Annotated in this window: 19 protein-coding genes; 9 read left to right on the top strand and 10 right to left on the bottom strand. The window is 63.4% G+C overall.

The features are described 5' to 3' along the window. The first annotated feature begins 93 nt into the window (after positions 1 to 93). From ACVJNE_RS18795 to ACVJNE_RS18765, 7 genes are all read left to right on the top strand, one after another. Complete coding sequence (locus ACVJNE_RS18795; RefSeq protein WP_499568040.1) at positions 94 to 462, top strand: YciI family protein; 369 nt, start codon at positions 94 to 96, stop codon at positions 460 to 462. Continuing rightward, positions 459 to 1,718 carry an RNA polymerase sigma factor gene (locus ACVJNE_RS18790; protein ID WP_499568038.1) on the top strand — a complete coding sequence of 420 codons (1,260 nt, stop codon included), beginning with the start codon at positions 459 to 461 and terminating at the stop codon, positions 1,716 to 1,718. The genes ACVJNE_RS18795 and ACVJNE_RS18790 overlap by 4 nt, the downstream gene beginning before the upstream one ends. Before the next feature lie 185 nt (positions 1,719 to 1,903). Then, entirely contained in the window at positions 1,904 to 3,886 is a 1,983-nt protein-coding gene (locus ACVJNE_RS18785) for a methyl-accepting chemotaxis protein (RefSeq protein WP_499568036.1), read from the top strand. Between the two features lie 158 nt (positions 3,887 to 4,044). Then, positions 4,045 to 4,515, top strand: coding sequence for a chemotaxis protein CheW (locus ACVJNE_RS18780; protein ID WP_173194707.1), 471 nt, complete (start codon positions 4,045 to 4,047; stop codon positions 4,513 to 4,515). Further along, complete coding sequence (locus ACVJNE_RS18775; RefSeq protein WP_499568033.1) at positions 4,512 to 5,399, top strand: CheR family methyltransferase; 888 nt, start codon at positions 4,512 to 4,514, stop codon at positions 5,397 to 5,399. The genes ACVJNE_RS18780 and ACVJNE_RS18775 overlap by 4 nt, the downstream gene beginning before the upstream one ends. Further along, positions 5,396 to 6,433 (top strand): protein-glutamate methylesterase/protein-glutamine glutaminase, encoded by a 1,038-nt coding sequence (locus ACVJNE_RS18770; RefSeq protein ID WP_379014660.1) that lies wholly within the window; start codon positions 5,396 to 5,398, stop codon positions 6,431 to 6,433. Before ACVJNE_RS18775 ends, ACVJNE_RS18770 begins: the two co-directional genes overlap by 4 nt. An 89-nt stretch (positions 6,434 to 6,522) precedes the next feature. Beyond that, on the top strand, positions 6,523 to 7,113 hold the full coding sequence (locus ACVJNE_RS18765) for a chemotaxis protein CheD (RefSeq protein ID WP_499568141.1): 591 nt from the start codon (positions 6,523 to 6,525) through the stop codon (positions 7,111 to 7,113). 420 nt (positions 7,114 to 7,533) lie between these two features. Here ACVJNE_RS18765 and ACVJNE_RS18760 read toward each other — a convergent pair whose 3' ends face one another. The 9 genes from ACVJNE_RS18760 to ACVJNE_RS18720 all read right to left on the bottom strand — a co-directional run bounded on the left by ACVJNE_RS18760 (position 7,534) and on the right by ACVJNE_RS18720 (position 15,069). After that, a complete protein-coding gene (locus ACVJNE_RS18760) occupies positions 7,534 to 7,920 on the bottom strand; it encodes a DUF8776 family protein (RefSeq protein ID WP_499568031.1) in 387 nt (128 codons plus the stop codon). Positions 7,921 to 8,012: 92 nt separating this feature from the next. Then, positions 8,013 to 8,402, bottom strand: coding sequence for a response regulator (locus ACVJNE_RS18755; protein ID WP_173194702.1), 390 nt, complete (start codon positions 8,400 to 8,402; stop codon positions 8,013 to 8,015). Positions 8,403 to 8,497: 95 nt separating this feature from the next. Beyond that, positions 8,498 to 8,974, bottom strand: a complete 477-nt coding sequence (locus tag ACVJNE_RS18750) for a chemotaxis protein CheW (RefSeq protein ID WP_173194701.1) — start codon at positions 8,972 to 8,974, stop codon at positions 8,498 to 8,500. Continuing rightward, the gene (locus tag ACVJNE_RS18745; protein ID WP_499568028.1) at positions 8,971 to 11,202 is read right to left on the bottom strand and encodes a chemotaxis protein CheA; all 2,232 of its coding nucleotides are present in this window, start codon (positions 11,200 to 11,202) and stop codon (positions 8,971 to 8,973) included. The genes ACVJNE_RS18750 and ACVJNE_RS18745 overlap by 4 nt, the downstream gene beginning before the upstream one ends. Before the next feature lie 19 nt (positions 11,203 to 11,221). Beyond that, the gene (locus ACVJNE_RS18740; RefSeq protein ID WP_173194700.1) at positions 11,222 to 11,587 is read right to left on the bottom strand and encodes a response regulator; all 366 of its coding nucleotides are present in this window, start codon (positions 11,585 to 11,587) and stop codon (positions 11,222 to 11,224) included. Positions 11,588 to 11,589: 2 nt separating this feature from the next. Next, positions 11,590 to 11,877 carry an STAS domain-containing protein gene (locus ACVJNE_RS18735; RefSeq protein WP_444726049.1) on the bottom strand — a complete coding sequence of 96 codons (288 nt, stop codon included), beginning with the start codon at positions 11,875 to 11,877 and terminating at the stop codon, positions 11,590 to 11,592. A gap of 11 nt (positions 11,878 to 11,888) precedes the next feature. Then, positions 11,889 to 13,481 (bottom strand): methyl-accepting chemotaxis protein, encoded by a 1,593-nt coding sequence (locus ACVJNE_RS18730; protein ID WP_499568026.1) that lies wholly within the window; start codon positions 13,479 to 13,481, stop codon positions 11,889 to 11,891. 285 nt (positions 13,482 to 13,766) lie between these two features. Further along, entirely contained in the window at positions 13,767 to 14,114 is a 348-nt protein-coding gene (locus ACVJNE_RS18725; protein ID WP_368803332.1) for a RidA family protein, read from the bottom strand. A gap of 73 nt (positions 14,115 to 14,187) precedes the next feature. Then, on the bottom strand, positions 14,188 to 15,069 hold the full coding sequence (locus ACVJNE_RS18720; protein WP_499568024.1) for a LysR family transcriptional regulator: 882 nt from the start codon (positions 15,067 to 15,069) through the stop codon (positions 14,188 to 14,190). A gap of 147 nt (positions 15,070 to 15,216) precedes the next feature. Between ACVJNE_RS18720 and ACVJNE_RS18715 the strand changes: the two genes are divergently transcribed. Beyond that, on the top strand, positions 15,217 to 16,713 hold the full coding sequence (locus ACVJNE_RS18715) for a CoA-acylating methylmalonate-semialdehyde dehydrogenase (protein WP_499568022.1): 1,497 nt from the start codon (positions 15,217 to 15,219) through the stop codon (positions 16,711 to 16,713). A gap of 274 nt (positions 16,714 to 16,987) precedes the next feature. Beyond that, complete coding sequence (locus tag ACVJNE_RS18710) at positions 16,988 to 17,368, top strand: hypothetical protein (RefSeq protein WP_499568020.1); 381 nt, start codon at positions 16,988 to 16,990, stop codon at positions 17,366 to 17,368. A 13-nt stretch (positions 17,369 to 17,381) separates the two neighbouring features. On the opposite strand, the gene ACVJNE_RS18705 is transcribed toward ACVJNE_RS18710, so the two are convergent. Further along, entirely contained in the window at positions 17,382 to 18,035 is a 654-nt protein-coding gene (locus tag ACVJNE_RS18705; protein WP_499568018.1) for a GntR family transcriptional regulator, read from the bottom strand. Positions 18,036 to 18,076 lie beyond the last annotated feature (41 nt).

Here is an 18,076-nt window from a genome sequence, read left to right as displayed (position 1 = left end):
CCAGTCTCGACGATTATTCTGAAAGAAATTGAACCCGGCTGTCGGTCGGTAGCATAGTCGCGCGTCCTTTGAACCGAACGATGAGGAAGCGTCATGCTTTATGCCCTTCTCTGCTACAACAACGAGGCAGCCGTCTGCGGCCTTTCCAAGGAAGACGACGAGGCGATGATGAGCCGCGTCCGCGCAGCCGAGGATAAGATCATCGCCAAGAGCAAATTCGGTCCGCGGTTGAGGCTGATGCCGACCACCGCCGCAACCTTCGTCAAGGCGGGGCAGGATCCTTTGGTTATTGACGGTCCCTTTGCCGAGACCAAGGAGCAGCTACTGGGGTTCTGGATCGTCGACTGCGCCTCGCTTGAGGATGCCATCGAGGCCGGGAAGCATCTGGCGCGCGAACGTGAATTCGGCGGTGTCGAGGTGAGACCCATCTCAGCCTATGTACCCCCTGCGGAGGCAACGTGAACGACCTTTCCTGGATAGATCAGGCCCTTTCGGCGGCACGGCCGCAGGTTGTGGGCGCGCTGATGCGCTATTTCCGCGACCTCGATACGGCAGAAGAGGCCTTTCAGGAGGCGTGCCTGCGCGCGCTGAAGAACTGGCCTCAGAAGGGCCCTCCGCGCGACCCCGCAGCCTGGCTGATCTTCGTCGGACGCAATGCCGGTGTGGACGACATCAGGAAGCGCAGCCGGCAGCAGGCGCTGCCTGACGAAGAAACGCTGTCCGATCTTGACGATACCGAGCCGTCGATCGCGGAACGCCTCGACAATGCCGACTATCGCGACGACGTGCTGCGGCTCCTGTTCATCTGCTGTCATCCGGACCTGCCGGCCACGCAGCAGATCGCCATGGCGCTGCGGATCGTATCCGGCCTCACCGTGCCGGAAATCGCGAGAGCCTTCCTCGTTTCCGAAGCCGCTATGGAGCAGCGGATCACCCGCGCCAAGCGCAAGGTGGCTGCCGCGGGGGTCGAATTCGAGACGCCTTCCGCGGTCGAGCGTGTCGAGCGCATCGCGACCGTCACGGCGATGGTCTATCTGCTTTTCAACGAAGGCTATTCCGCCAGCGGCGGCGAGGCCCACATCCGCGAGCCGCTGTGCGACGAGGCGATAAGGCTCGGCTATCTGCTCCTGAGGATGTACCCCGGCGAGCCGGAGCTGATGGGTCTGGTGGCGCTGATGCTTTTCCAGCATGCCCGTGTGCCTGCGCGTCTGGATGCGGAGGGCGAGATCGTGTTACTCGACGAGCAGGACCGTAGCCTGTGGCGCGGCTCGCTGATGGCGGAAGCTGCCGCCCTGATCGAGAAGGCGGCGCGCCATAACCGGCCCGGCACCTACCAGCTCCAGGCAGCGATCGCTTATGAGCACGCCAAGGCCAGGCAGGCTGCTGACACCGACTGGCGCGCGATCGACCAGTACTACCAGATGCTGGAAACCCTGCAGCCGTCGCCGGTCGTTACACTGAACCGGGCCGTTGCGGTCTCCAAGCATGCCGGAGCGACTGACGCGCTTCAGTTGATCGAGCCCCTGTCTGGCGCACTCGAGGGTTACTTCCATTTCCACGGCGTACGGGGCGCGCTGCTGCTTGAGCTCGGTCGGTCGCGGGAAGCAAGGGCTGCGTTCGAGAAGGCGATTTCATGCGCCAATACGACCGCCGAGGCGAGCCACATTCGACGGCATCTCGACAGGTTGCAGAAGGGTGCAGAGGGTATGCCGGCCTGATGGACAGGGCCGGCCGCGGGCGAAGCGTAGCGGTCGTTGCCTTAACTTTTAGCCGACAGAGCGCGCTTGTATTAGCGGCTTATTAATCTTGTACGGACATGACTACCAAAGCACCTCTGCTTGGGGCGACAGGTGCTGTGCCCGGCGCGGGGCCGGGGCGATTGCACGAGATTTTGGGGGTCACCGTGTCGTTCAAGAATCTGAAAATTTCACGGAAGCTGGCGATCGGCTTCTTCGCGGTTGTCGCAACCATTATTGGCATGAGCGCTACAATTTACGCCAATCTTGAGACGCTTCGGGAAGCAACGGCCGAAGAGCAGGGGGCGAGAAACGCAATCGACCTCATCACGCAGGCCGAATTCAAGCTGGCCCGTCAGGAAAACAGCTATCGTGGGTTCCTGGTATCCGGCGAGGATTTCTACCTGGGCCTTCTCGATAAGCACCGCAGGGGCTTTTACGAAGCGCTCGACAAGATGAAGGCATCGCAGGCCGGTCACGGCAACGAAGCCGAGATGCTCGAAGCGATCCAGACCGCAGAGGCTGCGATGCAGGCGTGGCAGACGAATATCGTTGACGTTGGCTTGAAGTACTATGCCGATCCGATCAACCGATTCAAAGCGGTGGAGATGATTGGCCAAGGCGGTCCCGCCGATGGCTACATGGAAGCGGTTGAAAACATCCTTGCCGGGCTTTCCGAAGAGGAGCGGCTCGAGCTTGCCGAGGTTGCTTCGATAAGTTCAAGTGCGATGAGCCAGACCGAGATGGCCATCATTGTCGGCCTGGCTTTGTCGGTTCTTATCGCCGTCGCGCTTGGCTGGCTGCTTTCGCGCATGATTGCGGCGCCAGTCAATGCCCTGACAGGCGTGATGGGCGAACTGGCTTCGGGCAATCATTCGGTGGAAGTGCCTGCCGTGGAGCGCAAGGACGAGGTGGGAGAGATGGCTCGCGCCGTTCTCGTGTTCAAGGACGCGGCGATCGAGAAGATCCGGCTCGAAGGCGAAACGGAGCACGCGCGCGGCACGGCGGAAGCCGAGCGGTCGCGGAACGAAAGCGAAAAGGCCCGCAAAGCCGAGGAAGATCACATCGCGATCTCGGCTCTGGCGACCGGTCTTTCGGCGCTTGCAAATGGCGACCTGACCTATCGCATCACCGATACCTTTTCCCCGGAAGCGCAGCGTTTGAAGGACGATTTCAACGCCACCGCGCAGCAGCTTCAGGACACGATGGTGACGATCACCGGGGCGATCGAGGGAATGCGCTCCGGCACCGGCGAAATCAGCCAGGCAGCGGACGATCTGTCGCGGCGCACCGAACAGCAGGCTGCAAGCCTGGAGGAGACCGCGGCGGCGCTGGACGAGATCACCGCAACGGTCAAGAAGACCGCCGAAGGCGCCCATCAAGCTTCGCAAGTGACCGATCAGGCGCGTGTCGGCGCCGAGAAGTCCGGCGCGGTGGTGCGCGAGGCGGTCGAGGCGATGGCGCAGATCGAGAAGTCTTCGCAGCAGATCGGCCAGATCATCGGCGTAATCGACGAGATCGCCTTCCAGACCAACCTGCTGGCGCTCAATGCCGGCGTGGAAGCGGCGCGTGCGGGCGATGCCGGCAAGGGCTTCGCTGTGGTCGCTTCGGAAGTGCGCGCGCTGGCCCAGCGTTCGGCAGAGGCCGCCAAGGAGATCAAGGATTTGATCTCGACCTCTACCCAGCAGGTGGATCAGGGGGTCGACCTCGTCGGCCAGACAGGCTCGGCGCTGGAGAAGATCGTGGCACAGGTTGGAGAGATCACCGGTCTGGTGACGGAGATCGCTGCTTCGGCACGCGAGCAGTCGACCGGGCTCGGTGAAGTGAACACGGCCGTCAACCAGATGGACCAGGTCACCCAGCAGAACGCGGCGATGGTCGAACAGTCCACAGCCGCCAGCCATCATCTGGCACAGGAAGCCGACGAACTGGCACGGCTCGTGTCGAAGTTCCGCCTCGGCAACCAGGCCGGAGCACAGACAGCACCCCGCAAGGTTGCCGTGGCTGCAAACAGCTCGGCCCCTGCTGCTGCCGTGACGCCAAAGCCTCAGTCGGCGCGGCCTGCTGTCAAGACAGTCTCCGCCGGTGGCGGCCAGGCCGCCGCCCTGCTCGCGGCGCAGCCGCAGGACGACGGTTGGGAAGAGTTCTGACCAGACAGTGAGACCGTCGCTGGAACAGCGGCGGTCTCATCTTTCGGCAACCCAACGTGCTGGCTGCGCTAAACGTGAAATTAACGCCGTCCGGCACATTCTCGGCACGTGAAGTTTCTGTTGTTGCTTCGTGTATCGGCGGAGTCTCAGGACAAAAAATGAGCGAACATCTGAATAGAAGGGCGTCCGACCGCCGCCGCGAACTGATCGCATTCCGGGTCGGAGCGCAGGAATTCTGCGTCGACATCATGTCGGTGCGCGAAATTCGCGGCTGGACACCGGCAACGCCGCTGCCGCATGCGCAGAAGTTCATGCGCGGCGTCATCAACCTGCGGGGGACCGTGTTGCCGATCATCGACCTCTCGGCCCGCCTCGGCTTCGGATTCACAACGCCGGAAGCTCGCCACGTCATCATCGTTGTGCGCGTCGGCGAGCAGGAGACTGGACTGTTGGTCGATGCTGTCTGCGACATTCTCAGCGTAACGGAAGACATGCTTCAGCCCACGCCAAATGTTGCGAGCGAAACGGTACGCTCCTTCATCCGCGGCATCCTTGCCGTCGAAGGGCGCATGATCGGCGAGATCGGTCTGGAGCGCATTCTGCCCGAAAAGGAAGCCGAGGCAGCATGACCACCGCCATCAGGCCAGCAACGGGTGCACGCCAGCAGGCGTTGGTCGAGGGCGAGTTCCTCTTCACCAACGATGATTTCCTCTCCATCGCGCGGATGCTGTACGACGACGCCGGCATTGCGCTGACCGAAAGCAAGGCCTCGCTGGTCTATTCCAGGCTCGCGAAGCGGTTGCGGGCGCTGGGGCTGGAGAGCTTCCGGGACTATTGCAAGTTCGTCGGCGGCTCCGAAGGAACCAGCGAGCGCCAGAACATGCTGGCCGCGCTAACGACCAACGTGACACGCTATTTCCGTGAGCCGCATCATTTCGAGCATCTGAAAAACCGGGTTCTGCCGGAACTCGTCAGCCGTGCCAAGGCGCGGGGGCGTGTGCGCATCTGGTCGGCGGGCTGCTCGACCGGGCAGGAGCCCTATTCGATCGCGCTGACACTACTCGACATGCTGCCGGATGCGGCACAATACGACGTGCGCATTCTCGCGACCGACATCGATCCCAACGTGGTCGCGACGGGACGCGCCGGCGTCTATTCCGACGAAGCCGTGCAGCCGGTGCCTTCGGCCCTGCGCGATCGCTGGATGGTCAGGGTCAAGGACGGGGCACGAGATGCCTGGGGTGCCGGCGAGGAAATGCGGCGTCTGGTCTCGTTCCGCGAGCTGAACCTGATGGGCAACTGGCCTATGAAGGGCAGGTTCGACGCAATCTTCTGCCGCAACGTGGTCATCTATTTCGATGAGGCGACACAGGCGCGGATCTGGGCGCGCTTCGCGCCACTTCTGAACCCGGGCGGGCGGCTCTATGTCGGCCATTCGGAGCGCGTCACCGACATGGCCAAGTTTGAAACCGATGGTCTCACGACATATCGTCTCAAGGACGGTGCTCGATGAGTTCGGTGAGGGTTCTCGTCGTCGACGACAGTGCGACGATGCGCAGCCTCATTTCCGCCGTGCTCCGTCGGGATCCGGAGATTTCCGTGGTCGGGCAGGCCGGCGACCCGCTCGAAGCGCGAGAGGCGATCAAGCAGCTCAATCCGGACGTAATCACGCTCGACGTCGAGATGCCGAACATGAACGGCCTGGCGTTCCTGGAGAAGATCATGCGCCTGCGGCCAATGCCGGTGGTCATGGTCTCTACTCTGACGCAGGTCGGAGCCGACGTAAGCCTTGCGGCGCTGGAAATCGGCGCCATCGATTGTGTTGGTAAGCCATCCGCCGGCGTGCCCGCCGAGCAGGCCTTTGCCAGTTTGGCGGCCAAAGTGAAGGCAGCCGCGCGGGCAAGGGTGCGTCCGGGTTCCGATCGCGCACCCAGCCATGCTGCCGGTGGCGATTTCAAACCCGACGGTCGGATAGTCGCAATCGGTTCGTCGACCGGTGGCGTGGAAGCGCTGCTGTCTGTCTTGTCGGCCTTTCCGGCCAACTGTCCGCCGACCGTTATTACCCAGCATATGCCGGGCACCTTCACCAGAAGCTTCGCTGAGCGTCTCAACCGGACCTGCGCCGCCCATGTCGAGGAAGCAAGCGAAGGCGCACAGCTCCGCGTCGGCCAGATTTATCTGGCGCCAGGAGGCGACAACCATCTCCAGGTCGTCGGATCGACGCAGCTTCGTTGCAGGCTGGTTCCTGAGCCTGCGGTCAACGGGCACCGCCCCTCTGTGGATGTTCTATTCGATTCTGTCGCCCGGGTTGCCGGCAAGGGCGCTGTTGGCGTCATCCTTACGGGCATGGGCCGTGACGGGGCGAACGGGCTTTTGTCCATGCGCAATGCGGGCGCGGCGACAATCGGGCAGAACGAACAGACATCGGTGGTCTACGGCATGCCGAGGGTTGCATTCGAGGTAGGGGCGGTCGAGCGGCAATTGCCGCTGGAACGCATCGGTGCGGAAATCATCAACCGGTGCAACGCGACCAGGGAAACAGCTTGATGTGCAGAGGGGGGCCATATGCACGCAATCACCGAAACACCACCTGATGGGTGGGGATCGACTATACTTCGCCTGCGGAGTGCATGGCGATGACACGCGGCATGATCGAGCGAAGCCAGCCCGGCGTACCGTCTTCCGTCACCGGCGGGCTCCGCGTCCATGTCGTGCAGGGCGAGCAGTTCGTTACCGACGATCCTGAAGCCGTGCTGACGACGCTACTGGGAAGCTGTGTGGCCGCATGCATGCGCGACCCCGTCGCTGGCGTCGGCGGCATGAACCATTTTCTCTTGCCCGGCAATCGCTCTCAAGACACGGCTTCACAGGCGCAGCGCCATGGCGTTCACGCGATGGAGCTGCTCGTCAACGCGCTGCTTTCACGCGGCGCACGGCGAGAGCGCCTCGAAGCCAAGCTTTTTGGGGGAGCGCGGCTTATCGACGGTCTCACCGACGTCGGCCGGCAGAACGCGGAGTTTGCCGAGCGCTTTCTCGCTGCCGAACGCATTCGTCATGTGGGCGGAAGTCTGCTTGGCGAGCATGGGCGAAAGGTGCAGTTCTGGCCAGTCTCCGGGCGTGCCCGGCAATCGCTGATGGAACGCGAGAGCATCCAGGTGTTCGATGTCGAGCGCCGCACCCGGCCGGTGCCGCCGGTCGAAAGCGACGGCTCAGTCGAGCTGTTCTAGGTTGAAGCGTTGTTGTCGCGGGCAGCAACGCGGGTGCATCGGGCTGCGATAGCGTTCGCAACTGCAGCCCGCGAGAGTCGCGGCCTTAAGAATATTGCGCACTGGCTTGGTCTGCTGTCGGCGGTGACGTGGCTGCTGCTTGCCGCCCTTGTTGCGGCCAGCGGACTGATCATGCCCTCGACGTTGCCTATCAACTCGGTCGGGGCAATGTCGTTGGCGGTTGTGTCGTTGCTGCAGTGGTGGCGCGTCCTTGCCATGAAACGCGTGTCTGACGAGGCGTCGGCAGGCATCGTCCTAAACCCGTTGCATCGTGTCGACATTGCAACGTCGGCCGCGATGTCGATAACAGGTGCAACCCTGCTTTTCGGAGCGTCTATGAGGGTCTTTGTAGAAGGGATGCCCGTGTTCGGCTGAAACCTGTCAGAACAGGTCGACTTCGCCGGCAGAGGCTTCGTCCTTAGCCTGGACAGAGGAACCTGTCTGCCCGATCGAGCGCGCCAGCTCAGTCAGCTTGAGGGCACCTGTCGCGGCACTTGTATCGATCCGCCATTGTGGATGCGCGGCATCGCCAATGGCGCGCAGGAAATCCGCCACGCCGGCAATACGTTGGGCGCTGAGGTCGGCATCCTGCATGGCCTGAACGTAGGCAGCGTCTGCCGCCCCTACATCCCAGGTCGACCGTGCGATGGCGGCCTGGTTGCGGTCGATACGGCGCGCGATATCTTCAAGCTCGGACTGGATGCGGGCAAGAACGTCGGCCACAAGCTCGGCCGTTTCTGCCGCGTCTTCGCGCTGTGCATGGTTCATCGTACTCAACCCTACGCTTTACTCGCACTTCCGGCCAAAACCGCGCCCGGCATTCTGCCCCCTTGCGCGCAGACTGCCCGCAAGAAGGATCCTCAGTGAAGCTTGCCCACGATCGCTTCCAGCGCCCTGCGAAGCTGGTCGGGGTTGAAAGGCTTCGTCAGATAGTTGTTCAGCCCTAGCTTGCGCCCTTCGTCCAGCACGGCGCGATCGGGGCTGCCGGTGAGGATCATGAACGGCGTGCGCGACGTCGGCTTGTACGTCCGGATCGCATGCAGGAGCTGAAGCCCGTTCATCTTGGGCATGTTCATGTCGGAGATGATGAGATGCGACGGTGTCGTCATCATCATCTTCATCGCCTGTTCGCCGTCGGCCGCCACCTGGATGTTGCGGAAGCCGAGTGTTTCGAGCGCATCCCTGACGAGAAGCCTGCTGGTTGTCGTGTCGTCGACGACGAGGATTTTCAACTGAGCAAGAAGTGACATGGCTCGTTTTCCTTATTGCCCGCCGAGGCGAATGCCGGCTCGCGCGGGATTTCCCTGTGTGTCGCCGCGTTCCCGGTCCCCGCGCGGCTGGGTTGTCAGTTCAGCAGGCCCTGTCCTGCCTGGTTCTGTGTCAGCACGTTGTCGAGCGCGATCAGGCTGATCATGCGCCCTTCCATCGCGATCACGCCCTTCATGAAAGTGCGCGCCAGATCCGAGGCGACGTTGGGGGTCGCCTGGATCGCGCCGGAATCGACGGTCAGGATGTCCGAGACGGCATCGACCAGCAGACCGATCGTCTGGTGTCCCACCTGCGTGATGATGATGACGTGGCGGGCACTCGGCTCGGCCGGCTCGAAACCCAGCCTGGCGGCCAGGTCGACAACCGGCAGCACGGCGCCGCGCAGGTTTATCACGCCCTTCACATAGGCCGACGAATGGGGCAGCGGCGTCGTCTGCGTCCAGCCGCGAATGTCGCGCACCGACATGATGTCGACGCAGAACTCCTGCTCGCCGAGGCGGAAAGCGATCAGTTCATTGCTCGCCGTGGCGTCCTGTTCCCTGACCTGGATCATGCTGCGCTCCTCTTTCGGTTTGCTTCGGCCCGCGCGACATCGCTGCGGGAGCCGGCAACAATTGCATCGACATCAAGAATGACGGCCACGCGGCCATCGCCGAGAATGGTGGCTGCGGCCACGCCGAAGACATGGCCGTAGTTGGTTTCCAGGCTTTTGATGACGACCTGCTGCTGGCCGATGATACCGTCGACCATTAGTGCGCATTGCGACTGGTTCTCAGTCTCCACCATCACCGCCACACCCTGCAGCGGATCGGCCTCCTCGTCGCGATAGCTCAGCACGCTGCCGACATCGACAAGCGGGATGAAGGACCCGCGGATGGCGATCACGCGTGCCTTTTCGCCAAGCCCGTGAACATCGGTGGCTTTCGGCTGGAGAGTTTCGACGATTGCCGACAGCGGTACGACCAGCGTCTGCCCGGCAACCGTGACCACCATGCCGTCAAGCACGGCCAGCGTCAGCGGCAGCGACAGGGAGAAGGTGGTGCCGTTTCCGGGACGCGAGGAAATGGTGATGCGTCCGCCGAGCGCCTGGATGGAGCGGCGGACGACGTCCATGCCGACGCCGCGACCGGAAACGTCCGAGATGGTTGCCGCCGTGGAAAAGCCCGGTGCGAAAATCAGATCGTCGATCTCCGCGTCGGTGAGCGGGGCGTCGGCATCAATGATGCCCTTGTTGACCGCGATCTCACGCACCTTGGCGCGGTTGATGCCGGCGCCGTCGTCGGAAACCTCGATCACCACGCGGCCTGAGCGGTGGGCCGCGACCATCTTGACCACACCCTGCTCGGGCTTGCCGGCCTTCACGCGATCCTCCGGCTTTTCGAGGCCATGGTCGATCGCGTTGCGGATCATGTGCGTCAGCGGGTCGGCCAGCCGCTCGATAACGGTCTTGTCGACTTCGCAATTCTCGCCTTCCGTGACGAGGCGGACCGACTTGCCCGTCATGTCGGCGACCTCGCGTACCACGCGGGCCATTCGCTGGAAGATCGGCCGCACCGGCTGGGCGCGGATCGCCATCACGGAATCCTGGATTTCGCGGGTCAGGTGTTCGAGGTCATCGAGACCAACCGCCACATCCGACAGGCGCGCGATGCCGGCCTCGGTAACACGCTGCGCCAGCATGGACTGGTTGATAACCAGTTCGCCGACCAGGTCGATCAGGCGATCGACACGGTCGAGGTCGACGCGGATGGTGGCGCCGGGCTGCTGGCCAGACTGTGCTGCCGGTTGGGACTGCTGGTTGGCTGCAACGGGCGTTCTGGGTGCGGGATCCGGAGCTGCCTGCGGCTCTGTCGGAATCACGACCGGCTCAACTGCGACAGGCTCGACGGCGGCGGATCGGGCTGCTTCCTCGGCTGCGACCTGGGCAAGGATGGCTTCGACGGTCTGGGCCGCACTTTCCTCGTCCATGCCAACCACGTTGACGTCAATGGACAGGTCACAATCGAATTCTACGAATTCGAAAATCTCGCGGACAGACTTTTCGTCGGCGTCCGTGGTCAGGCTGACTTTCCAGGTCAGATAAGCACCTTCCGGATCAAGCTCGTCGAGCGCCGGAAGTGCGGAAACGTCGCAGCTGACTTTCATCTCGCCCAGACGGCCAAGCTCGCGCAGCAGACGCAGGGCGTCGTTAGCCTTGGCGTAGAGTTCCGGCCGCGGTGTGAAGCTGATTTCGAAAGTGTGGCCGTCGCTGCCCGCATCGTCGGTGATGAGCGTGTCGAAAGAAATCTGGACGGGCGCGAAACCGAACTCGTCCACGGCCTGCCCGTCACCATCTGCAGCCACAGGTTCAAACGAAAAGTCGGCCGCAGGAGCGATAGGAGCCGCCGGAGCGGGGGCAGCGCCGCCTGCCTTGCTGAGTTCCTCTGCCATCTGCGCCACGCGGGCAGCGTCCAGCTCGCCGCCGTCGCGGGAGATACGCACCAGGTCGGACAGGATGTCGGCGGCGCGCAGCATCAGCTTGACGATCTGCGGGGTGATCTCCAGCTTGCCGCTGCGCATTCCGTCAAGCGTGGTTTCGAAGGTGTGCGCGAAACGCACGAGGTCGTCGAGCCCGAAAGCACCGGCGCCCCCCTTGATCGAGTGAACGGCGCGGAAGACGGCGTTGATCGTTTCGAGATCGCCTTCCTCGCGCTCGATCACCATCAGGCCTTCTTCCATCTCGGTGAGCTGTTCCTCGCACTCCTGGAAGAAGGTCTGCTTGATGGCGGCCATAGTATCCATGGTCGGTATCCTCCCTCGCTCAGGCGGCGACGCGGTTGATCGCGGTGACGAGCTTGACCGGATCGAACGGTTTGATGATCCAGCCGCTTGCGCCGGCCCGGCGTGCCCGGTCCTTCTTCTCGTCGACGCTTTCGGTCGTCAGCACGAGGATGGGGATAGCGCGATGCCGGTCGGAACCACGCACGGCCTCGATGAAACCGAAGCCGTCCATGCGGGGCATGTTGATGTCGGTAATGATGACGTCCGGATCGCAGGTTTCCAGGACTTCGAGGCCATGCACACCGTCTTCGGCCTGCACGACTTCCATGCCGGCATCCAGAAGGGCCGCCTTCAGCATCTCGCGGATGGTGCGCGAATCATCGACGGTCAGGATTGTCTTCGCCATCGTCAGTTGCTCCGTGCCGTGAATTGCGTGAGGTCGAGGCCTGCGGTCTGGATCGCGTCGACGAAAGCGGGCGAAGGCTCCTCGATCGTCAGCTCGGCGCCGTCAGCGGCCCATGTCGCGGCAGCCGAAAGCAGCACCTGCAGGCATTGCCCGCCGACGCGCTCGATCTGCGACGCATTAAGAGCGAGGTCCTTTCCGCGTGCTGCCAGCAGCTCTGCCGCGAGCGGACCGGCCGCCTTGATGTCGAGTTCGTTCGGAAGCGTCACGCTTTCCGTGGCGGTTTTGCCCATGCCCCTCTCCTCTAGAATTCTTCCCATTCGGAAGTTTCCGTCCTGACCGCCAATGCGGTCGCCCCTGCAGTTGCGTAGACCGGCTGCCCCCTTGCCGGCCGTCCCGTCTGTGATGCAGCCGCTTTCGCTTTTGCACGAGGCGCGCTGTCGAGAACGAATGCGGAGACGCCCTCGGCGAGCGTCGCGGCTTCGCTGCGCAGCGAGTGGACGGCCGCCGTCGTCTGCTCGACCATCGCAGCGTTCTGCTGCGTGCCCTGATCCATCTCGCTGACCGCGGTATTGATGTCCGACAGACCCATCGACTGCTCGCGCGACGACGATGCGATGCCGGCCACCAGTTCGTCGATTTCCACGACGCTGGTAATGATCCGCTCCGAAACGTCGCCGGTCTCGGCCATCAGCTTCACGCCCTGCTCCACCTGTGCGGAGCTGGTCGCGATCAGCGTCTTGATTTCCTTGGCAGCGTCGGCGGAGCGCTGCGCCAGTGCCCGCACCTCTTGCGCAACCACGGCAAAGCCCTTGCCCGCGTCGCCGGCGCGAGCGGCTTCCACGCCCGCGTTGAGCGCCAGCAGGTTGGTCTGGAAGGCGATCTCGTCGATCACGCCGATGATCTGCGAGATTTCCTGCGAGGACTTTGCAATCTCGCTGATAGCGCGCACGGCATTGCCCACGATCTCGCCGGAGTGCCGTGCCTCTTCGCGTGTAGATACCACCTTGGCCGCAGCCTGCGAGGCGCCATCCGCCGCGCGCTTGACGCTGCCGGTGATCTGGTTGAGCGCGGCAGCCGTCTGCTCCAGCCGCATGGCCTGGTGCTCGGTACGGCGTGAAAGATCGTCGGCGGCGCGGCCGACCTCCTCTGAGCTCGAACCGATGCTGTCCGCGGACTGCGCGACGGAGGAAAGCGTTCTGGCGAGCGCGGCGGCGGTGTGGTTGAAATCGGCCTTGAGCTGGTCGAATTCCGGAGCCAGCCGGTCTTCGAGCCGCGTCGTCAGATCGCCCGCAGCGATGCCGCCCAAAGCCCTCGTGATCGCCTTGACGGCCTCGCCCTGGCGCTGCTCGGATTCAAGCCGCGCGCTTTCGGCTTCCTGACGCTTCTCATCGAGCGATTCCAGGTAAGTGGTGATCGCCAGGTCCATGTCGAGCATGATCGCCTTGAGTAGTGCCACGAGCATCTGGCTCATGGCTTCCGGCCCACTGCGCGACATCAGGCGCGGCCAGTTTTCCTTGACCACCGCTTTGACGAGGTGCTCCGCCACGAGCGCATAGCCACCGATGTACCAGGTCGGTTCGAGGCCGAGACGAGCATGGGTTTCGCCGATGCGCCGGACCGCCTGCTCGTAACTGTCGCCATAGGATGCTTCGGCGATGCCGGTCCAGTGCGTTGCCTGCCGACCTTTCGCGGACTCCATATGGGTTGCGGACGAAAAGAAGCCGCTGGTCTGCGGGTTGGTCCGCACCTTGTCGTAGAAGACACTCAGCGCCGGCCCGATCTCACGCGAGAGCAGCGGCTTCAGGTTCCTCAAGTTCTGACGGGTCGAGGAATCGAGACCGATGAAGTCGAGGCGTTCCTCGAGCGTCACCCGGGTCGCATTCGATGCGGCCATTGCAAAAGATTCCCGAGCCGCAGGGAACCGCGGCTATGCGCTGATCTGGATAATCGACATTCCGGTCCAGCCGGATCGGGAGCGCGGCATCATGCCTTTGGTTATTCCCCCACCAAGCCCCGCTGCATCAATAGGCGAGGATTGGTTTAGTTCATGTTAACGCAACCCCTGACGTGGCAAGGGTCTGGATGACGCTGGGGAACAGAAACGTGGCTTGTGCGGCGGCAGGATGCGAGGTGCGCGTGGCTGGAACGGCGAAGTCCCAGCCACACTGTCGAAGCGGGACTAATCGTTCTGCGCGGCGATGACGATGATTTCGACGCGGTATTTCGGAGCGGCCAGCTTGGCTTCGCCAGTGGCGCGGGCAGGCGCGTTGCCGGGCGCTACCCAGGCATCCCAAGCGGCATTCATCTCGGCGAAGTCGGCCATGTCCGACAGCCAGATCTGTGCGGAGAGAATGCGCTCCTTCGACGAATTGGCCAGAGCCAGCAGGTTGTCGATCTTCGACAGGATCGACTTGGTCTGGTCGGCAACCGACTCGCCGTCGCCAACCTGGCCGGCGAGATAGACGACGCCGTTATGGATGTTGACCTGGCTCATGCGGGGGCCGGTTTCGTGACGGACAATGCTCATGGAATTCTCTCCTGTTGGTGTCGCGCGTTTCTATTGGCTTCGCCGTTGCCGGGCAATGGGCGCCGTCGCTTGTTCACGTGAAGGTGGCGCGCTCGGCCTCCACGGCGGCGGCTATAAAGGCTGAAACCGCCTGAACGCGCCGCAGCGGGCGAACTGTCTCGTGATACACCAGCCAGTAGGCGCGACGGATGGGCGGGCAGACCGGAACGGGCAAGAGGTCATCGTGCGCACGCGCGATAAAGGTGTGGAGGATGCCGATGCCGGCCCCGGACCGCACAGCCTCGACCTGGCCGAGTGCTGACGAGACGGCGAAATCGGCCTGCCAGTCGGGCCGGATTTCGGGCCCGTAGTCGAGTGAAGGGCTGATGAGCAGGTCCGGCACATAGCCTATAAGCCGGTGGCCACGGAGCTCCCCCGGCGTTCCAGGTAGTCCTCGCGTTTCCGCGTAGGCGCGCGAGGCGTAAAGGCCGAGCGTGTAGTCGACCAGCTTTCCGGCGACGAGTCTTCCTTCCGTCGGGCGCTCAACGGTGATGGCGATGTCGGCCTCACGGCGCGACAGCGAGAAGGAGCGCGGCACTGGCACGAGCTGGATCGACAGCGCCGGATGCCGTTCTGTGAGCTGGCCCAGGCGTGGCGCAAGGAAAGTGACGCCGAACCCGTCCGGCGCACCGATGCGCACCACGCCCGCGACCTCGTCGCTTTCCCCGGCGATCTCGGCGCGGGCGGCGATCATGTCCGCCTCGATGCGCTCGGCGACGTTCAGGAAACGCTGGCCTTCAGCCGTGAGCTCGGACCCCGTCGTCAGCCGGCGAAACAGCTTGGCGCCGAGCGCGCTCTCCAGCGCGGCGATGCGGCGCGAGACAGTGGCGTGGTTGAGTTCAAGCCTTCGCGCCGCGCCCAGGATCTGGCCTGCGCGTGCCACCGCCAGGAATATCCGCACGTCGTCCCAATTCATGGCTGCCTCCGCGCTGCTGGATTGCAGCAAATCATGTTCTCCATAGCAGGAGCAGCAATTTGCGCACAACGGATGCTGATTTGCTCGCATTGCATTGGCGCTGCGGAAGCGGGACAATACCGGCAACCAATATACAGGGAGAGAGCCATGCTCGATATCGGACATTTCATCGGCGGCAAGCACGTCGCCGGCGCCAGCGGACGCAGCCAGGACGTCATGCAGCCCATGGACGGCTCCGTGCGCGGCAAGGTGGCGCTTGCTTCCAAGGACGAGCTTCGCGCCGCGGTGGAGAACGCCAAGGCGGCGCAGGCCGGATGGGCCGCGACCAACCCGCAGCGTCGCGTGCGCGTGCTGATGAAGTTCCTGGAACTGGTACAGAACGAGTATGACGAACTCGCCGAGATGCTGGCGCGCGAGCACGGCAAGACGATTGCCGACGCCAAGGGCGACATCCAGCGCGGGCTGGAGGTCGTCGAGGTCTGCATCGGCGCGCCGCACATGATGAAGGGCGAGTTCACCGATGGTGCGGGCCCCGGCATCGACGTCTATTCCATGCGCCAGCCGTTGGGCGTCGTTGCCGGCATCACCCCGTTCAACTTCCCGGCGATGATCCCGCTGTGGAAGATCGCGCCGGCGATCGCCTGCGGCAACGCGTTCATCCTGAAGCCGTCGGAGCGTGATCCGTCCGTTCCGATGCGGATCGCCGAGCTGTTCATCGAGGCGGGGCTTCCGGCCGGCGTGCTCAATGTCGTCAACGGCGACAAGGAGGTTGTCGACGCCATCCTGGACGATCCGGACATCAAGGCCGTCGGCTTCGTCGGTTCGACGCCGATCGCGCAATACATCTATTCGCGGGCAACCGCGAACGGGAAGCGCGCCCAGTGCTTCGGCGGCGCCAAGAACCACATGATCATCATGCCGGATGCCGACATGGACCAGACCGTCGATGCGCTGATCGGCGCGGGTTACGGCTCGGCCGGCGAGCGCTGCATGGCGATCTCGGTCGCCGTGCCGGTCGGTCAGGAGACGGCCGATCGCCTCATCGAGCGCCTGATCCCGCGCGTCGAGAGCCTGAAGGTCGGCCCGTCGACCGACAACAGCGCCGATTTCGGCCCGCTGGTCACCAAGGAAGCGCTGGGGCGCGTGAAGAACTATGTCGACGTCGGCGTGCAGGAAGGCGCGAAGCTGGTGGTCGACGGCCGCAACTTCACCATGCAGGGCTACGAAAACGGCTACTACATGGGCGGCTGCCTCTTCGACAACGTCACCGAGGACATGCGCATCTACAAGGAAGAGATCTTTGGTCCCGTCCTGTCGGTAGTGCGTGCGCCGACCTACGAGAACGCCATCAAGCTCGCCAACGACCACGAGATGGGCAACGGCGTCGCGATCTTCACCCGCGACGGCGATGCCGCGCGCGACTTCGCATCCCGCGTGCAGGTCGGCATGGTTGGTGTGAACGTACCGATCCCGGTGCCGATCGCCTACTACACCTTCGGCGGTTGGAAGGCTTCGTCCTTCGGCGACCTGAACCAGCATGGCCCCGACGCTTTCCGCTTCTACACCAAGACCAAGACCGTCACGTCACGCTGGCCGTCCGGCATCAAGGACGGTGCGGAATTCGTCATCCCGACGATGAACTGATCAGGCGCCACAACGCTTTTCATGGAAAATCAAGGCGGCGGTCCACCGGATCGCCGCCTTGTCTTTTGTGAACGTTTCAGCGGCGAAAATACCCGAAAAGCTGGATTTTCGGCCGTCATCCGCAGGCGATTGTTACAGATTGTCAAAAAAACGTGATGGAACGTGCGTGGTCCCTAGAGCTTGTTTTCGCGAGACCCGTTGCATGCTGCGCGGGGCGGTAAACAAGCCGGACCGGTCGCCGATCAGGTGGTCGCCTCGGCATCAGGAGGCTGCAATGGCACGCATCCCACTTCTCATTTCGGCGCTGGCCGCTGGCGCCATGCTCGCTGTTTCTCCGCTCGCTTCGGCGACGAGCCCTGAAGACGAGTCTGCTGCAGAGGCCGTCGGTGTCGCCGAAACCCCCGCGCTGAATGCCAACATGCTGGGCATGGCGATGTGCGGTGAGCGTGAGGCCGTGGTAGCCGAGCTGTCGCAGCAATTCAACGAGACGCCGATGGCGGTAGGCCAGGTCGATGGCTCGTCAGTAGTCGAGATTCTGGTGTCCGCCAACGGTAGCTGGACCATCCTGGCAACGGGAACCGACGGCAAGAGCTGCATCGTTTCCGCTGGCGAAGGATTTGAAAGCACCAAGCTCGTGCGCGGCGTCGACGCCTGAGGGACTATCGAATTCAGCGCCGGGCGGCGTGTTCGGCAAGCTGCCGCAACATTCCCATGAGCCGCTCGGCCTCCCGCCCCGCCTGCCATTCGTCTCCATCGAGCACCGCGCGTATGAGCCGGACGTGATGTTCGGCTGATTGCGCGAGCCCCGTGTCGCTCTGATAACGAAACCAGAATCGGCGGCTGTGGGTCTGCAGCGGAGCCGCTACGCGCACCGCAAAGCTGTTGTCGGAAGCAGCAGCTATCACCTCATCGAGTTGCTTGTCGGCTTCGAGGAAAGCGAGCGTGTCCGCTGCCGACACGGCCGCATTCATGGCGTCTGCCGCTTCTTGCAACCGTTGCCTGTCCAGCGAGGAAGCGTGACGCGCCGCCGAACGCGCGAGCACGATCTCCACGCCGGCTCGCGCATCGACCACCAGCGGCCAATCCGGAGCGAGCAAGGGCGCGACCGCCAGGCCCGCGCGCGGTCTTATCTCGATCAATCCGTCCCATGCGAGCCGCTGGATCGCCTCTCTCACTGGCGTGCGGCCAAGCGCCAGCCTTTCGATCAACGCGCCCTCGGTCGTGGTGCCGCCTGGGGACAGGTCGAGCGTGACGATCATGCGCTCCAGCGCGCGATAGGCGCGCTGCGCGGCGGGTTCGTTTGCGACTTCCGTTTCGATCATCACCCGATTCTCCAACGTTCCCTTGATATATCAGCATCGTG

The sequence above is a fragment of the Mesorhizobium sp. DxT genome, assembly GCF_058448885.1.
This window is presented reverse-complemented; position numbering and strand designations above follow the sequence as displayed.

What these genes read in the sequence shown, in the direction of transcription:
- ACVJNE_RS18795 (WP_499568040.1), top strand. Translation starts at nt 94, where the DNA reads ATGCTTTATGCCCTTCTCTGCTACAACAACGAGGCAGCCGTCTGCGGC.
- ACVJNE_RS18780 (WP_173194707.1), top strand. Translation starts at nt 4,045, where the DNA reads ATGAGCGAACATCTGAATAGAAGGGCGTCCGACCGCCGCCGCGAACTG.
- ACVJNE_RS18775 (WP_499568033.1), top strand. Translation starts at nt 4,512, where the DNA reads ATGACCACCGCCATCAGGCCAGCAACGGGTGCACGCCAGCAGGCGTTG.
- ACVJNE_RS18770 (WP_379014660.1), top strand. Translation starts at nt 5,396, where the DNA reads ATGAGTTCGGTGAGGGTTCTCGTCGTCGACGACAGTGCGACGATGCGC.
- ACVJNE_RS18765 (WP_499568141.1), top strand. Translation starts at nt 6,523, where the DNA reads ATGACACGCGGCATGATCGAGCGAAGCCAGCCCGGCGTACCGTCTTCC.
- ACVJNE_RS18760 (WP_499568031.1), bottom strand. Translation starts at nt 7,920, where the DNA reads ATGAACCATGCACAGCGCGAAGACGCGGCAGAAACGGCCGAGCTTGTG.
- ACVJNE_RS18755 (WP_173194702.1), bottom strand. Translation starts at nt 8,402, where the DNA reads ATGTCACTTCTTGCTCAGTTGAAAATCCTCGTCGTCGACGACACGACA.
- ACVJNE_RS18750 (WP_173194701.1), bottom strand. Translation starts at nt 8,974, where the DNA reads ATGATCCAGGTCAGGGAACAGGACGCCACGGCGAGCAATGAACTGATC.
- ACVJNE_RS18745 (WP_499568028.1), bottom strand. Translation starts at nt 11,202, where the DNA reads ATGGATACTATGGCCGCCATCAAGCAGACCTTCTTCCAGGAGTGCGAG.
- ACVJNE_RS18740 (WP_173194700.1), bottom strand. Translation starts at nt 11,587, where the DNA reads ATGGCGAAGACAATCCTGACCGTCGATGATTCGCGCACCATCCGCGAG.
- ACVJNE_RS18735 (WP_444726049.1), bottom strand. Translation starts at nt 11,877, where the DNA reads ATGGGCAAAACCGCCACGGAAAGCGTGACGCTTCCGAACGAACTCGAC.
- ACVJNE_RS18730 (WP_499568026.1), bottom strand. Translation starts at nt 13,481, where the DNA reads ATGGCCGCATCGAATGCGACCCGGGTGACGCTCGAGGAACGCCTCGAC.
- ACVJNE_RS18725 (WP_368803332.1), bottom strand. Translation starts at nt 14,114, where the DNA reads ATGAGCATTGTCCGTCACGAAACCGGCCCCCGCATGAGCCAGGTCAAC.
- ACVJNE_RS18720 (WP_499568024.1), bottom strand. Translation starts at nt 15,069, where the DNA reads ATGAATTGGGACGACGTGCGGATATTCCTGGCGGTGGCACGCGCAGGC.
- ACVJNE_RS18715 (WP_499568022.1), top strand. Translation starts at nt 15,217, where the DNA reads ATGCTCGATATCGGACATTTCATCGGCGGCAAGCACGTCGCCGGCGCC.
- ACVJNE_RS18710 (WP_499568020.1), top strand. Translation starts at nt 16,988, where the DNA reads ATGGCACGCATCCCACTTCTCATTTCGGCGCTGGCCGCTGGCGCCATG.
- ACVJNE_RS18705 (WP_499568018.1), bottom strand. Translation starts at nt 18,035, where the DNA reads ATGATCGAAACGGAAGTCGCAAACGAACCCGCCGCGCAGCGCGCCTAT.